8 protein-coding genes and 2 pseudogenes are annotated in these 15,303 nt (G+C 51.3%); all 10 read right to left on the bottom strand.

Going from position 1 to position 15,303, the window contains the following annotated elements:
* Window positions 1-427: 427 nt before the first annotated feature.
* Window positions 428-1,183: a Crp/Fnr family transcriptional regulator gene (locus ACR0D7_RS18425; RefSeq protein WP_480680318.1), complete on the bottom strand. Its 756-nt coding sequence runs from the start codon at window positions 1,181-1,183 to the stop codon at window positions 428-430.
* Between the two features lie 58 nt (window positions 1,184-1,241).
* Window positions 1,242-2,726, bottom strand: a complete 1,485-nt coding sequence (locus ACR0D7_RS18420) for an HlyD family type I secretion periplasmic adaptor subunit (protein ID WP_480680317.1) — start codon at window positions 2,724-2,726, stop codon at window positions 1,242-1,244.
* Window positions 2,723-4,900 (bottom strand): type I secretion system permease/ATPase, encoded by a 2,178-nt coding sequence (locus ACR0D7_RS18415; protein WP_480680316.1) that lies wholly within the window; start codon window positions 4,898-4,900, stop codon window positions 2,723-2,725. The genes ACR0D7_RS18420 and ACR0D7_RS18415 overlap by 4 nt, the downstream gene beginning before the upstream one ends.
* Complete coding sequence (locus tag ACR0D7_RS18410) at window positions 4,893-7,091, bottom strand: peptidase domain-containing ABC transporter (RefSeq protein WP_480680315.1); 2,199 nt, start codon at window positions 7,089-7,091, stop codon at window positions 4,893-4,895. The genes ACR0D7_RS18415 and ACR0D7_RS18410 overlap by 8 nt, the downstream gene beginning before the upstream one ends.
* A gap of 34 nt (window positions 7,092-7,125) precedes the next feature.
* The gene (locus tag ACR0D7_RS18405) at window positions 7,126-7,443 is read right to left on the bottom strand and encodes a hypothetical protein (RefSeq protein WP_480680314.1); all 318 of its coding nucleotides are present in this window, start codon (window positions 7,441-7,443) and stop codon (window positions 7,126-7,128) included.
* Window positions 7,421-7,648 (bottom strand): hypothetical protein, encoded by a 228-nt coding sequence (locus tag ACR0D7_RS18400; RefSeq protein WP_480680313.1) that lies wholly within the window; start codon window positions 7,646-7,648, stop codon window positions 7,421-7,423. Before ACR0D7_RS18400 ends, ACR0D7_RS18405 begins: the two co-directional genes overlap by 23 nt.
* A 510-nt stretch (window positions 7,649-8,158) precedes the next feature.
* A complete protein-coding gene (locus tag ACR0D7_RS18395) occupies window positions 8,159-12,712 on the bottom strand; it encodes an autotransporter outer membrane beta-barrel domain-containing protein (protein WP_480680312.1) in 4,554 nt (1,517 codons plus the stop codon).
* Between the two features lie 69 nt (window positions 12,713-12,781).
* On the bottom strand, window positions 12,782-13,885 hold the full coding sequence (locus tag ACR0D7_RS18390) for a TIGR03032 family protein (RefSeq protein WP_480680311.1): 1,104 nt from the start codon (window positions 13,883-13,885) through the stop codon (window positions 12,782-12,784).
* 264 nt (window positions 13,886-14,149) lie between these two features.
* Window positions 14,150-14,263 (bottom strand): annotated as a pseudogene (locus tag ACR0D7_RS18385) (transposase domain-containing protein); the annotation flags it as partial.
* Window positions 14,233-15,303, bottom strand: a pseudogene (tnpC, locus tag ACR0D7_RS18380) (IS66 family transposase); the annotation flags it as partial. The pseudogenes ACR0D7_RS18385 and tnpC, both read right to left, overlap by 31 nt.

Raw genomic sequence — 15,303 nt, 5'->3', positions numbered from 1 at the left:
CAGTGCTCACGCGCACACTTGCGGCCCATAGTAATAACGATTTCGTGATTATCGGCTAAAACTGACAATCATATGCCGAACGAGGTGAAGTTTCTCAAAACAACCCAAGGCAGAATGTGAACAATATCTCATTCTAACATTCACTATCATGAATGTACATTTCCGCACACAGAAAACTCGCACTTAACGCAAATAACTTAACAATGCTCGTAGCGACAAATAGATCCTCTATGTGTTCCCGATTTATTTCCTCGCAGATCTCCAATACACTTCGCGCATAAACACTTTCGCATACATGTCCGCACATTTACGGTGACCATTGACTTGTTGACGAAATAAAGCGCAATAAGCTCAGCAGAATATTTTAAATCAACTTAAGCAAAATGAAATTATTAACAGTATTCGAAGGCAACTTGAACTTCCGGCACTAACCTGAGCAATTGGCGTCATAGATCTTTTGCAATTTATCCCTATTCAAGAGATATATTGAGCGCCCGCGCATATCCAATACACCCACACGCTCCAATTCTTTTAGGGTCCGGTTGGCACTACTTCGCGTGCATCGCGCCATTTGAGCAATATCAGTTTGCGTTATGTGAGAAGCTATTTGACAAGCAGGTTGACAATTCAAATTTGAAGCGCGCCCGTCCTGCTCAAATATTCTAAGCAGTGCATATGATACGCGAGCCGTCAAACTATTCAGGTTTAAGCATTTGGTAAATTCAATGTAACAACGATACCGGTGCGCAACTAGCTCAGATAAAGAAAGAAGTATTGATGGATCTTCCTTGGCAACAAAAAATATCTCACTTCTATGAATTTTACGAACCGTTACAGAGCTTAAAGCAACCGCAGAGTATTCATAGGAGCTTTTCTGAAGTATTCCAAGCTCACCAAATGACTGCCCGGCATTAATAAATGAAAAAACCATTTCAGAGCTGTCTTCTGTCAGATTAAATAACTTGACACACCCAGAATCTACTATAAATAAAAAATCAGCCTCATCGCCCTGAAGATGAATTGTTTCCCCTTTTTTATACCTATCCATCCTGGATTTAGCCATTAGATAACCACAAGACTTATTATCTAACCCAGTTAAGAATGGCGATATCAGACGTGTACTTCCTCCTACATTAGAAACTAATGCAGAATCTTTTATTTTCGTTTTTTTGTACTGCAGCAAGATTCTGTTCTCCAGTCAGTCAAATCGCGATTTCAAAGAGAGCGCGGGTCAGAGACACCTAACGTTCTCTCAGGGCTTCATCTTTGTATCGAAGAATTGGCGCAAGAATGAATTCGATTATTCGCCGCTTGCCTGTCTTAACCTCCGCTTGAGCTGACATGCCCGGGCTGAGAAATACTTCTTCCCCATCCACCAGCAGTGTCTTTTGATCCAGGGAAATTCGAGTATCAAAAATCAGACCCAGCGCTTCATCCTGAACCGCATCCTGGGAAATACTAATAACCTTCCCTGAAAGGGTGCCGTATTTTGTGAATGGAAAGGCGTCCAGTTTAATCTCGACCTCCATACCCGGCCGAACAAACCCCTTGTCCTTGTTGAGCAGTTTGGACCTGACCTCCAGCTCAGCATTGTCGGGAACAACAACCATCAGAGGTTCCGCTGGCGTGACCACCCCGCCAACCGTGTGGACTGCCATTTGCTGAACGGTTCCTGAGACCGGAGCTTTGAGCGAATTCAAGTTTTCGCGCAACTCCACAGCTTTCAGTGCGAGTTCCGTCTGCTTAAACGCCTTCTGAGCTTCCACATACTGGCGAACAAGTTCACTTCTTTGATCAGCAGTGTATTTCTCAAGTTCTTTTCTTTGAACAGCACCGCCAGAGCGCACTTCGGCCAGACGATGTTGTTCCACTTTTATATTTTGGGATGTTTCGATCAGCCGCGTTTTTATTTCAAGATACCGCTCTTTTGGGGTCAAACCTTCATCGTAGAGCCTCTTCAGACCGGCCTCCTGATCCTCCAACAATGGGAGCAGCGCGATTTGCTTTTCCAACTCCGCCTTTACGGCCATTTCTTCAGATTTGTTTCGCTCCAAATTTGCTTTCATTGTAAGAACCTGAGTCTCATACCCAAGTGCGTCCGAATTCAATCGATAACGGCTGATTTCCAGACGATCTTCGTCAAAGAAAGGGCTTGGCTCGATGTCACCACCCGGTTGTCCATCGACTCGGTCAAGGAGAATACGCAGTCGCTGCAGATCGGCGGCGGCCTCGGCAAGCTCTTCCAGAAGCTGCCCTTTGTCAGACTGGGATTCCGTCGGATCCAAATTTACAAGCACATCCCCTTCGGCGACGCGTTGTCCATCTGCCACCAGGATTCTACGCACAGTTCCAGTTTCAAAGGATTGGATAACCTTGACGCCTCCGATCGGTGAAACCTGCCCCTGCGTGACCGCGACAATATCAACTTTGCCGATAATAGCCCAAAATACAGCACCAACCACCAACGTGCCGATTGCCAGAGCCAGACATCGGCTTAGCGGATTGGGCGGCGTTTCGAGAACTTCCAGCGCCGATGGTAAAAACTGTCGTTCGCTGGCCGCAAGTCTTGATTGCGAGCGTGATCTTGAAGAAGCTTTCTTGTTCAACGCCGTCTCTGGGCTTCCTCCGCTTTTTGGTTGACTATCGCTGTTTGCGTGTTCAGCAGCCTTGAGATCCAACCGACCCAACGGCATTCCACTATCAGAGTTATTCATTGGAGTTTTCATCCCAATTCCTCCGCAGACATGTCGTTTTTCTGAGTTGCCTGCATGTTCCACAGTTTTGCGTACCGGCCGCCCTGCGCCAAAAGCTCGTCATGGGTGCCGTCTTCTACAACAGCACCCTGTTCAAGCGTCACGATGCGGTCCGCATTTTTGATCGTTGTCAATCGATGGGCGATCATGACAACCGTCCTGCCTTCGCAAATGCTGGACAGGTTTTTTTGGATGATCGCTTCGGACTCGTAGTCCAGCGCACTTGTCGCTTCATCAAGGATAAGGATGCGTGGATCCGTTACCAGTGCCCGGGCAATCGCAAGGCGTTGCCGCTGTCCGCCCGAAAGGTTTGATCCACGCTCGCTGAGGATTGTGTCATAACCGTTTTCCAGTTTTTCAATGAACTGGTTGGCTCCGGCAAGCTCAGCCGCTGCGGTGACTTTCTCAATTGGAATACTTGGATCGGCCAACGCGATATTTTCGCGAATACTTCTGCTAAACAATATGTTTTCTTGCAAAACCACGCCGACTTGCCTTCGCAGCCAACCGGCATCAACCATCGCCAGATCTATACCATCGACAAGAACGCGTCCGCTTTCGGGAACGTATAGCCGTTGAACCAGCTTTGTCAGCGTACTCTTGCCCGACCCCGATGAGCCAACAATGCCAACCGTCTGCCCAGCTTCGATTGTGACATTAATCCGTCTCAGAGTTTCCGGCAGTTCTGGCCTGTATCGGAATGTCACCCCAATAAACTCGATACGTCCTTCCAGTTTGCCAAGGGTCATTCTGTTGGGATTGTAGACCGGCTCTGTCGCCTCATCCATAATATCTCCAAGCCGACGCATCGAGACTTTGGCCTGTTGGAAATCCTGCCAAAGCTGAGATAGACGCAGGATGGGCGCGGTCACGTGCCCGGTCAGCATGTTGAAGGCAACCAGTGAGCCAACCGAAAGGCTACCGGCCAAAACTTCACGAGCCCCGACAAACAGAACAAAAACTGTAACCAGTTTACTGACAAACTGAATGGCCTGACCAGCTATGTTTCCCAGATTGTCTGCCTTGAAACCCACTCTCAGATAATCGGCAAGACTGTCGCGCCATTTCTCCTTGAACGAGGATTCAACAGCCATCGATTTAATGGTCTCAATTCCCCGGATTGTTTCGATAAGCTGGCTCTGTGCACCCGCGCCACGTTCGAACTGTTCTTCCATTCGGCGAAACAATATGGGCAGGACGATAAGGGCAATGACACAAAAGACAGGCAATGCGGCCAAAACGATCAATGTCAGTGACGGGCTGACGAACCACATCGCCGCCAAAAAGACAAACGTGAACATCAGGTCCACAACCGACGTCAACGCTGACCCCGTCATAAAGTGGCGAATGGTCTCAAGCTCGCGAACCCGCGCGATGGTTTCACCGACCTGCTTTTTCTTGAAAAAGGATAGCGGCAAACTAAGCAGATGGCGAAACAGCTTACTGCCCAGCTCTACGTCGATCCGGTTCGTCGTATGAGAGAAAAGATAGGTCCGAAACAGGCCAAATATCACTTCGTAGACGCTTACGACACCAAGGCCGAGTATCAAGATTTCAAGCGTTCCGATACTCTTGTGCACCAACGCTTGATCCACCACCGCGCGAAAGAAGAACGGCGTCACCAGTGCAATCACCTGGATAAGAAGCGATGCAATCAGAACCTGTTTCAAAAGCGGAAAGTACTTGGCGAAATACGGTGTGAACCACCCGATCCCAAATCGTCGGACCAACTGGCCCTGCAAATCCCTTTTAGCGACGAAAATTACCTTACCAGACCATTTGTCTAAAAAGTCGGAAAGTGGAACCTGGCTGCGGCCATGATCTTGAATGATAACGACATGGTCGGACGTCACCTTTTCAACAACAACAAATGAGTGGTCCACAAGTATTGCGATCAGGGGGTACGATCGGCGCGGCAGATTTTTCAGTAAAGTATTGATCAGTCTCGCTTTTAAGGACACCTGCTTGAATGCGCGTAACAGCGTGTCAATATCGGTGCGTTTTGACGGGTTGAGCAGATGCATGCGAATTTGCTCATCATCGGCCGGGTACCCGTGGTGTCGCAGCATATAAGACACAATGAACACGGCCGGGTCGTAAACGGACATGACAGCTGTATGCTCGGCTGAAGTTACGGCCTCATGCATCGATTTTGCCTTCCTGCCCCGAAGACTGCGCGGCAAAAAGGTGCGCATACCTTCCGTTTCTTAGCATCAGTTCATCGTGTGAACCGTCTTCCACAATGACGCCATTTTCCAACGCGAGAATGCGATCCGCGCCACTGACGGCAGAAAGACGATGAGCCACGATAAGTACCGTTCTACCGGAGCAAATCTTCTCCATATTCTGCTGAATTATTTCCTCGGACTCATAGTCCAGTGCACTTGTCGCCTCGTCGAAGATCAATATCCCCGGATCCGTCAGCAGCGCGCGTGCAATAGCTATTCTCTGCCGTTGCCCGCCGGAAAGATTTGCGCCCATTTCGTCGATGACTGTGTCGTAACCTTCAGACAAGCTAAGAATGAATTCATGCGCCCCGGCAAGTTTGGCCGACTTGATCACCTTGTCAATCGACGCAGACGGATCGGCAAGCGCAATGTTCTCGCGGATGGTTCGCTTGAAAAGCAGGTTCTCTTGCAGCACAACTCCAATCTTTGATCTCAAGGACAAGCTGTCGATTGCCGAAATGTCGTTATCGTCGACAAAAACCTTACCTTGTTGCGGCGAGAACATTCGTTGAACCAGCTTTGTAAGGGTGCTTTTACCGGACCCGGACGTGCCGACGATGCCAATTGTTTGACCTGGACTTATGTGAAGATTCATCTCTTTGATCACAGGATCAGCACCCGGCTGATATGCAAAAGAGACATTTTCGAACCGAATATCCCCCTGTATGCCGTCAATTTGCGTGTTGCTTGACGACGAAAACTCAGTCGGTGTTTGCAAAACATCATTCAGGCGGTCGACGGACAGACGCGCCCGCTGAAAATCCTGCCAAAGCTGCGCTATTTTTAGCAGTGGTGCATTGACTTGCCCGACCAACATGTTGAATGCGATCAGTTGCCCGACCGTCAACTCCCCAGCAATGACAAGCTTCGCCCCTAAAAACAAAACGATGGCGACAGTGAGTTTTCCAACCAACTGGAACGCGTTGCCCATCACCGCTGATATGGTCGCAGCTCTGAAGTTGCTCGTCACAAATTCAGAAAGCCTCATTTCCCAGGACCGGTGTGCGGCCGCTTCGACCGCTGTCGCCTTAACGGTCTCGATTCCGGAAATAGATTCTACAAGAAACGTCTCTTTTGCAGCGCCTGCTTTGAAAACATCTTCGATGCGCCGTTGCAGTACCGGGGTAAGGCTGACAGCAATCAAAGCGTAAACCGGAATGGATATGATAACGATCAACGTCAGATAGACGCTGAAAACTGCCATCACAGCCAGAAATACAAACATGAAAATCAAATCAACGGTCAGCGCCAGGCTGGCTTTCGTCAGAAACTCTCTGATCTTGTCAATTTCGCGTACCCGCGCAACACTTTCCCCGACCTTGCGGGCAAGAAAGTAGGACAGAGGCAAGTGAATTAGGTGATCGAAAATCTTCGATCCAAGGACCACATCAATTCGCGTTGTCGTGTGATTCATGAAATACTGACGCAGGCCGGTTATTAACGCCTCCAATGCCACGCCGACAAATAAGACAACAACCAAAACCTCTAGGGTGATCGTAGCTTGGTGCGAGATAACTTTGTCGATAATAACTTGAAAAAACAGCGGGATCATCAAGGCCAAAAGATTGACAAATACTGATGACAACAGAATTTCGGCTAAGAGTGGTTTATAGTTCAAAAACGCATCGACAAACCATTTAACCGTGAACCGGTTCAGGCTGTTGTTACTTCCGGAAAACTTGATCGACAGCAACTCGCCCGTCGTGTTTTCCGACAACCATTCGATACTTTCTTTTCGTGGCCCGCCAGCCTTTGGATCAAACAAAAGAACTTCTCCGGCCTCTTTGTCGATCTTGGCCAGAATGCAATAATATCCCTTTTTCAGAAGAGTCAGACCGAGGGCCTCAGCTTCTGTGACTGCTGATATCTTCTTTCTCTTAAACTTGACGCCGAACTTACCGCATGTTCGTCGAAGACGGCGCAGATCGAATTTTTCGATCTGCGCCAGTACATCCAGACAGGACATCATAACGTCTTCCGGCGCCTGCATGATCGATCCGCAAATTTTCAAGCACACCCTGAAAGACGCCAGTCGTGCGTCCATTGTGTCAGGTGCACTCAAATCGCCGGGCGAACCTAACCTGGAGGAAGCGGATGTAGCAGCAGTCATGGATAACGCATGCCCTTAGAAGACAACGCGCCGCTCAGTTAATCGTGGCGTTTTTGCTGTCGCTTTCAACCGTGTCTTCAGCGACTGCCTCAACTGTTTTATCTTCTTCAGCTTCGCCGTTAGGACGCTCTTTGAACACGCCTTTCTTCAACAGATCATCAAACAGTTGGTTGAAAGCTGCACGTGTTCTCAGGAACGCCTCAGGCGACAGAACCAGACTTGCCGACTCTTCACGTGCGGGTGTGTTTCCTTCCGCACTGGCTGTCGCCTTAAATGCGAATAGCGACAGTCGAACAGCGTTCCCTGCGAAAGCGATGTTCTCGACTCCATCAACGTGGCTGTTTTTGCTCATGATCTTTCTCCTTGGTTTGATTTGAACGCCTGCGCTCAACAACTGATATTTCAGGTTTAACAAGATTTAACGCACGTCCACTGGAACGGGCACAGTGCATCATTTCAACTGGCTGAGGCACGATCACCCGGGGCTCGCGAAGGAAATAACGATTTTCTGGGGCCGACATCCCAAATGAAGGTATTGTGTTGGGATGTTCGGTCACTACTACTCCTCACAAGGCTTAATCTCGTTTGATGCAAAAAGCGTTGCAATGTTTGCCAAACCTGCACAGACTGTTTTATTGAAATATTTAAGCTATTGAAAAGAAATCAATCTTAAGTTGTGTGCTTTGCATCAAAAGCAGCAAAGCACTGAAATAACGTCTCCGTCATAAAAATGTGAGGAGCAAGACGCCTACCGGTTTTTATGACCCGTGTTGGTTAGGCGGGGTCCCTCCAAGCCATCAATGGCCAAGGTCACTGGCCCATCAAAACGTAAGATCTACCTGATATTGGGCACTTTGCCATTAGCATGGACACATGCAAAGCGGTATGGAATTGAGATTTAGAAGCCCAATTCAAAGGCGAAGCCAGTGCGTTCAGGCCAATCGCCATATTGGCAACCTGGAACTTCTTGGCCTCTTTGGTAACTTGTTTATCTCAAGTCGTAAAACGGCGCCGTATTGTGAGGTACGTACGCCGCCTGGTTCAATGGCTGGCAGGCCCCAAGTCCGCTACCACGTGAACGTCGCACCCGCCGTCAGAAAGGCGCCTCGATTGTTGCTGGCACTCCCGCTGAGCGACGACGCATAGGTTCCTTCCGCGAACAGCGAAAGATTGTCACCCACGGTGAAGGTACCGCCGATTCCGACTTCTGCAAACGTCCTGTCATTGCGCGAACTAAAGGTCGTGTCTGCGACCCGGATGTCCTGTGTGCCCGAGAAATCGTGTAGAAGGCTGAACAGACCATAGGCCGTCGTATTTCCAGATCCCTGCGGATTGGCGGACGCGTATTCATAGGCAAGACCAATCCGCCCGATTGTCGCGGTGTTGGTTCCCGGGTCCACAAGATTGCCTGCATCATCGGTAAATGAATCGCCATTCAGGCTTGCCACGGTCAATTGTGCCTGCGGTATCAGGGACCCGCGGTCGCTGACCTGAATGCGATGACCCAACTCTCCGCTAAGGACATAAGCCGTGAATGTCTCATCCGAAACCAGCGAACCGGCCAGGGACGATCTGATATCCGTTTCAACACGGTTTATCTGGCCCTGTATGTCGAAATAAGTTCCACCGTCACCATACCATGTCGCCGTGGCGCCAATCCCATAACTGGTAGCATCCACCGTCCCCGAACCATTGGCATTCGATACATCCGCGTTCAGCGTACCGAACTGGGCCGTGGCACCCAATACCCATTGCCCCCGCGCGCTTGTCGGTGCCAGAAAGTCGAGACCCGCCTGAACCCCGAATGTGGTGCTGTCATAGTCAAGATCACTGGTGCTGGATCTTGGCTGTGCCTCCTGGAAACCGCCACGGAACTGGATCCAGGCCCCCTGGCGGGGTTCCCGTTCACCCTGCGCACCGCCCGGCAGGAAGGTCCGCAACCGTCCGACTTCTGCGCCCTGAGCGCTGGCATCCCCGCCCAGCCATTGCCGGCCAAACTGTCTTTGACGCAGCGTCCCGGTGTTCGAGAACGCGTCCAGTAGAACCGAGGGCGTCGCCTCATACACGGCTCCGGTAGAATTGACACCAAGATTGCTTAGGAAAAACTGACCGCCCCGCTGATCCAGCCCCAATGTGAAGAGGTCCGACAATCCTGGAGCATCGGCAAGAACGAAATCCCCCTCAGACACAGCACCAGCGACATCGACAACCAGGATATCGCTTGCAAGAGTATCGCTTGCCGAAACATCGAAAATGTCTACTCGGGTTGCTCCTCCGCGCACGTCACCTTCGATTATCAGTGTATCACCGGTCCCAGCCGCGAAATCGGTATCAATGGAAAAAGTGCCACCGCCGACAAAATCTTCGGTCACTCTGACGATGTCCCCGACCGAGCCGTTTTGCGCCCGGACCAGACCGCTGCTGGCCAATAGCGACCCGTTGACAGTCAGTTCACCAATCGCGTCCAGAATGCCGCCGCTTTCAACAATGACATTGTCAACGGTCAGGTTTTGGTCATCAATAAACAGCTGCGCGCCATTGCCGATGACGAAATTTTCGACATTCAGGATGTCGGATCCGCCCAGCCCGCCGCTGGTGTTCACAAAGGTCAGCGTGTCGACACCGTCTCCGGCGTCAAAAACTGTCAGGTCGCCGAAGTCGGACCCGTTAAAGGTGAACTCATCCACCCCGGCCCCCAGGTTGACCGACCCGATTACAGATGCTCCGGCCAATACGTCTGTTCTGGAGTTTCCTTGGTTGTTTAGAATTGCGATCCCGGATTCCGAGCTTACTTGAGCACCAGACTCCAGCGTGACTTCAGAAGTATTATCGTCAAAGGTAGAGGTACTGATACCAGCGACCGTCGCACCGGAAACAACATCGCTGGCCGTAATCCGCAGAGTGCCGGATCCTTCATGTATCGCACTGATTCCTCTGGCCTGACCCTCGATCTGGCCCGTTGTTGTTATGACCAGATCACCCGAACCAATATTTACAGCATTGACTGCGTCATATGTCTCACCCGTTACATTGTGCAGTGATAGAGTGACCGTTGTGATATCATTATAGCTAGCTACCAAAACACCAGATCCGCCACCGACAATTGTTCCGCGCCCAGTAACTGACAATTCTTCAGATGGGGCAAAGGTATTGAGAGCCAGAATACCCGCATTACTGGTTCCGGTCACATCAACGACATCGACAGACAATGAACCTGAACCATAATTGAGAGCCCTGATGCCAGTCGTCTCAGCGGTCACATTGCCTGAGTTGCTGATACTTATATCCCCTGTGGCGGAGTACTCGGTACGCACATCAATCCCATACCCACCCACGACATTGTTGGTATCAACAATCAGTTCGCCACTTCCCGCCTGATTTGCTTTAATTCCGGTTCCATCGCGGCCAACCTGAACAAAACCAGTGCTGGTTACTGTCAAATCACCAGTGCTGGCAGCACCGCTTTCGACGGCGATACCGTCGCCACTTGAAGCACCTGCATCGTTTACAGTCACAGCCAGAGAGCCGGTTCCGTTCTGACGAGCACTAATGCCGAAATCCTCGCCAGACACCGTTCCAGCACTGGTAATGGTGATGTCCCCATTGCCCGCTGCCCGGACACCAGCGTTATAGGTGCCGAAGACATCAACGACATCAACGGATATACTACCAGTACCATTATGGAAGGCTCGGATTCCGACCTCCTCGCCTGTCACTACGCCTGTGCTGGTGATACTTACATTCCCTGTACTGGTGCTGAACGCACCAGCCTCAATCCCATCTTCGCCATATACATTCACAGCGTTAATGATCAGGGCGCCACTGCCCTGCTGAATTGCGGCAATGCCATCGTCATTGGCCCCTCCCTGAACAACGCCGGTACTGGTTATAGTTAAATCTCCGTTGCTGATCGTGCTGTTTTCCGCATCGATGCCATTTCCGTACAGCGAACGGGCATCCTCAACGTTGATGCTCAATGCACCGGTTCCTTGTTGACGAGCCCTGATCCCGGTATCGCCGTATGCCCCGCCTGCTGAAATGGTGATGTCACCTCTGCTTGCCGAAGTGTTTTCGGCATTGATGGCAATTCCACCCCCGGCAAAAGCAACGACGTTGCTCGTGCTCGCGTTGATGTTCAGCGCACCTTCGCCATTTTGAACGGCTGAGATACCAAAATCCAGACCCTCTACGAGGCCGGTTGAATTCACGTCAAGATCACCAGAGCCATTATTGATCGCATCGATGCCGGATATGCCTCCGAAAACGGCACCATCCGTCGAAATCTCAATACCCGTACCGTTTGAACTGTTTTGTGCGCTAATCCCTGTACCGGTCGTTCCGGTGACCATCCCTTGTGAAGTGATAACTACCGCGCCAGAGCCTTCATTCGTTGCGTTAATTCCGTCGATATTGCCAAGAACCGTGCCTTGGGTGGTGATTTCAATGTTTTCACCAGCGGCCGAATTGACCGCGATTATACCTGTTCCGTTCGTTGACGTGACCGAACCCGTAGTCGAAGTGCTAATTGAACGAGAGCCATTGTTAGTCACTTCAATAGCATCTCGGTTGAGTTCGTTTGTGCCACCACCAGTCACTGAGCCAAGAACCGTAATGGAAACGCCCAAGCCGTTCCCCTCGGCACTGATCCCTTCGCCTTCCACCCCGACTACGTCTCCAGTTGCACTAATCGTTAACTGGCCAGCGCCGAAGTTTATCCCGTCGATCCCATCATCATTCCCATTGATAGTGCCCGTTGTCCTGATCGATAAATCGGTAGATCTAACAAAGTTACGGGCACGTATTGCATCCCCAGAAAAAGTGTTCACGTCGTGGGCTTCGACACTAGTCTCGCCTGTGCCATCATTGAAGGCGTAGAGGCCAAGATCCTCGCCCGATATGGCTCCGCTCGAAGTAACGGACAGATTTGTGCTGTTGGAAGCCTCATTTCCCGCCACCAACCCGTCGTCGAAAATTCCAGTTACATCGCCACTGACCGTGACTGTCAGAGCACCAGAACCTTCATTTGTAGCTAAAATTCCGTCCGACCCACCAGTGATATCGCCCTCACTTGTAATGGTCAGATCGTCGCCGCCGGGATCAACGTCAACACGAACGCCGTAGAAACTTCCGTACACAGAAGATGCAGCATTGATAATATTGAGCGTTTGCGAACCTGCACCGCTTTGAAATACACCGACACCCAGATTGCCACCATCGTTTATGATTGTTGGTGTGTCTGCGTTGCCGATATTCAAGGTGATGTTGTCCTCGTCAATGTCGATACCATCGATCACCTCAGGTGCTTCAGCGACACAATTGACCGTGCTCCCAGCTGCCAGCGGCTCCGGGGTTGCCGTACATTGCGCAGGCAATGACTGCCCAAACGCGGCAGCCCCAAGGGCCACAAACGAAGACGTGGCAAGCGCCAGGCCGGTAATGCGGCCGGATGCCGAAACCGAAACAGAACCCAAGGTGCCTGAAAACGATGGAGCATAGCTGACCACCTCGCCGGCGGCTTTGGCAATACGTCCTCCGCGCAACAGCTTATCTCGGACCGCCACGATAAAGTGATTACTTTTTTGGGGGTTATGACCTGCCAGCTTACCGTTTATCGCACGCATAGTACCTGGATCCTTTCCGTCAGGATTATTCTTTTTGGCTTTGTTGAGGGGGATGTCTGAAAGAGGCCGTCAGCTTTTGCAGGTACCGGCCATCATTCCGTCGTAGGTTACGAGGGTCTCCAACTCATTCGAGCTTGGTGAAATTGCCATGGGACAAACAGTGCCCGGCAGAACTTCGACATCGTAAAGTTCGGCGACATCACCATCGATGCGGAACCAATCCACGCATGACCCAGTGTTCAAATCGATTATCTGTACGCCACACCATGGTTCGGAATCCGCATCTTTCAGCCGTTGATCCAGCGGCAGACCCTCAAACCGCTTGTATCGCGGTTTAGACAAGCCCACGAACGCCAGATCGCCCTGAAAACTGAGACCACGCAGAAAACCTGGGCAAAAAGCCAAAGGAATAAACCTTCCTTTGTCGGAGCCCTCAAGAGGCACTCGTCCCAACTCGCCCGTGCCGGAATTCAACACCCACAGCTGCCCATTGTGAACGCGCGGAGAATGAGGCATCGACAACCCATCGCAAACGATCTGATCACTGTCGACATCAATGATCACACCCCCTCCATTCCGGCGGTCGCGCCAGCCGTCAATCGTGTTCGATCGCGAGACGGCAGTCACATATTTCGGCTTACCATCCTGCATTGCCAGGCCATTCAGATGGCACCTGTCCTCATCGACCAGGGCACTTACGAAAGATGGCATCCAGACTTTTTCAAACGAATATTTATTCCCTGGTTCGGCAAGACAATTGAACCGGGTATTCACGAATATCGGCCGATCCAGATCGTCAACACCTACATCATGAGCATCCAAGCTGCCGGTGAAGTGGACCATGCGCGGGGTAAGACAGGCATCGAATGTGTGATTGATTTCCTGGCCGGGTTGCAGGGTATTTTCAAATCGGATGACTTGATGGCCTGCCGTCACCGTGAGGCCGCCCGCCGTGTTTGCTCGGTCACCGGATTTCTGAACATGCAGACCCATAGGACGTCGCACCATCGCCTGATGAACGTTGATCCCGTTATTCTTGTTGCGACCCACAAGATACAAGGTGTTCGACTGATATGAACTGAGCGCAAACGAGACGTTCAGGCTGGCCAGTCGGCGAACAAGACCGCTCGATGTAGAATAGGTTTGTTCGATTTTTCGACCCTTGTTAGTCATCAGATTAGTGCCTCTGTCATTTACTTTCGGCACGATCGAAGACATCGAAAGTTTGTTTGTTGTGAGCATTGTAATCAGTTGTCCGGTGTCTGAGTGAGCGGGCCATTACGACCTAAACACCGGCACACCAGAAAAAATTCTCAGCCTTCAGTACAACAAAACGTGAAGGTTCGTCCCGGCACAGAAACTATTGATTATCCGCCCACCCCAAAGAGGTGGTACTCCGCTATGTTGTCAGCGTTTATGTTGTCAGCGTTTCGCTGATCACACGTTTGCGATGTAATTCCAGTGCATTAGCCTGCTGATTTTGGATTGTTTATGCCCGTTTGCGATGGCGGTCAGTGTTTGGGTGAGCCAGGCTTGCGGATCGACGCCGCTCGGGTTTTGGGGGCGTTGCCCCTGATTTCCTGTTCGATGGGATAAATAGCCTGAATCTGTGCGATGCCTGCATCCGCAATCGGGGTGGCCTTGCCCGCCTTTGCCACATCAAAGAGCTTACGCCGGGCGTGTGCCCAACAGTGGACCAACTGGATTGCACCCTCCTGCCATTTGAGCAAGCGGTTGTATCCGGCATAGCCGTCAACTTGCAGCGTACCGTTGAACCCTTCGAGAATTTGCTTTGCGTAATCACCGGCCCGACCCGGCGCATAGGTGAAAGCCATGCCGGGCGGATCATTCCCACCCCAGGGTCAATCATCGCGGGCCAGCGCCTAGAAGTAGCCCTTTTGGTCTTCTTGCGACTAAGATCGAGGACCGGGGCAACTGTTTCATTCATGAACAAATTGCCCGACCGCTTCAGAACCCCCATCAGCGCGTTATAGACGGGGCGCAACTCGAACGCTGGCCTGCCAACCCAGGCGGCCAGGGTTGAGCGATCCAGATCGGTCCCTTGTCGGGCATAGATCTGAGCCTGGTGATACAAAGGAAGATCGCCCACATATTTGCTGACGATCACATGCGCTGCCCGGCAGGTGATTGCAAAGCAATCTGCCGAGAGGGGCGATGGTTGCCTCGGCCGGCATCCCCCCGGGGATCAGATGCGCCGAAGCGGGCGCCTGAGTAATTCCTTCTTCGCAGGGCCGACAGGCATATTTGGGGCGACGGATCACGATAACCCGGAACTGGGCCGGGACAATATCGAGACGTTCGCTGACATCCTCGCCAATGATGTGCCGTTCAGTGCCACAACCGCAGACCGTGCTATCTGGCGCGATCACCTCTTCAATACGCGGCAAATGCTTCGGCAATGAGCCCCGGTTGGGCTTGCGTGGCGTGGACGTCCGTGTCGGCGTGACACACGGATTGGCTGCGCCCTGGTTCTGTTGCAAAGTTTTGAGCACGACGAGCTGTTTCAAGGATCGGATCGGATCGGAGCTAGGCGGCCAGCTCAGCGAATTGTTTGAATGGACAGAGTCCGG

The organism is Ruegeria sp. BB7 (genome assembly GCF_056539365.1).
This window is presented reverse-complemented; position numbering and strand designations above follow the sequence as displayed.

Excerpts from the sequence above, each read along its gene's own strand:
- ACR0D7_RS18415 (WP_480680316.1), bottom strand. The coding sequence starts at position 4,900 with ATGCATGAGGCCGTAACTTCAGCCGAGCATACAGCTGTCATGTCCGTT.
- ACR0D7_RS18390 (WP_480680311.1), bottom strand. The coding sequence starts at position 13,885 with ATGACTAACAAGGGTCGAAAAATCGAACAAACCTATTCTACATCGAGC.
- ACR0D7_RS18420 (WP_480680317.1), bottom strand. The coding sequence starts at position 2,726 with ATGAAAACTCCAATGAATAACTCTGATAGTGGAATGCCGTTGGGTCGG.
- ACR0D7_RS18395 (WP_480680312.1), bottom strand. The coding sequence starts at position 12,712 with ATGCGTGCGATAAACGGTAAGCTGGCAGGTCATAACCCCCAAAAAAGT.
- ACR0D7_RS18410 (WP_480680315.1), bottom strand. The coding sequence starts at position 7,091 with ATGACTGCTGCTACATCCGCTTCCTCCAGGTTAGGTTCGCCCGGCGAT.
- ACR0D7_RS18405 (WP_480680314.1), bottom strand. The coding sequence starts at position 7,443 with ATGAGCAAAAACAGCCACGTTGATGGAGTCGAGAACATCGCTTTCGCA.